Below are 1,153 nucleotides of genomic sequence, written 5' to 3' on the forward strand. Positions count from 1 at the left end.
GCTGCCCGATGTCGACACCGCGTACGACCCCGACCGTCCGCTGCGCACCGCCGTCATCGCCCACATCGAGGATCTCTCGATGATCGACGAGATCCTCGACCGATGCGCGATGGTGCCCGAGCCCTCGGATCTCTACATCACGGTGACGTCAGTCGACCACCGAGCCCACGTCGACTCGGCGATCGGGCGGCGGGGTCCTGAGCTGGCCGCGCGATCGACTGTGCGGGTCACCGAGTCGCGGCAGGGTCGTGACATGGCGGCGTTCCTCATCACGTGCGCCGACGTCCTGCAGGACGAGCGCTACGACCTCGTCGTCAAGCTGCACACGATCGAGCGCGGCCGTCTCGAGTTCAACGCGCGTCGCTACTTCCGACGGCATCAGTTGGAGAATCTGCTCAGCAGTCGCGGGTACGCGCGCAATCTCATCGCGCTCTTCCAGCGCGAACCCGGACTCGGCGTGGTCTTCCCCCCCACCGTGCACATCGGCTTCGGCACAATGGGGCGCGGCTGGGCCGGTGCCGTCGAGGCTGCGCACGACCTGTGCCGGGAGTTCGGCATCCGGGTTCCGCTCGACCCGATCTCGCCGCTGGCTCCGCTGGGCGGCGTGTTCGTCGCGCGACGCGAGGCGCTGGCGCTGCTGACCGATCGCACCTGGACCTGGTCGGACTTCGGTCGGCACTTCCCCCGGTCTCAGATCGGCTTCGATCGCATCCTCGAGCGGCTCGTGTCCAACGCCGCCGGCGAACTCGGCTACCACTCCCGCACGACGATCAACCGCGAGCATGCGTCGATCAGCCACACGGCCCTGGAGGAGAAGGTCGACCAGATGTTCTCGACCACGCCCGGGTATCCGGTCGATCAGATCCAGTTCCTCCACGCCGCGGGATGGGCGGGCCATGGCGGACCGGTCAGCATCCTGCGCATGTATCTGCGCATGAACCGTCCGGGTCTGAGCCGGGCGTTCGAGCCGCTGTTCGCGATCGCGTGGCGGGTGCTCGAGCGCGTCCGTCGCATGCGCGACAGGCTGCGGGGTCGCCGATCACCGGGCGAGATCGCACAGGAGAGTTCCCGCATATGAGCACGACGGCGGTGGGTGCGGTTCCGGCGGTGTTTCCGGTGGGGGGTCGCCGGTTGGTGGTGTACGTGGTGTACG

1 protein-coding gene is annotated in these 1,153 nt (G+C 68.2%); it reads left to right on the forward strand.

Annotated features, from left to right (window positions below):
* Positions 1–1,078, forward strand: a 1,078-nt coding sequence (locus ABD663_RS05545; RefSeq protein ID WP_344736950.1) for a rhamnan synthesis F family protein, incomplete at its 5' end; no start/stop codon positions are given.
* Positions 1,079–1,153 lie beyond the last annotated feature (75 nt).

The sequence above is a fragment of the Microbacterium awajiense genome, assembly GCF_039536545.1.
In the GTDB taxonomy this organism is placed as follows: domain Bacteria; phylum Actinomycetota; class Actinomycetes; order Actinomycetales; family Microbacteriaceae; genus Microbacterium; species Microbacterium awajiense.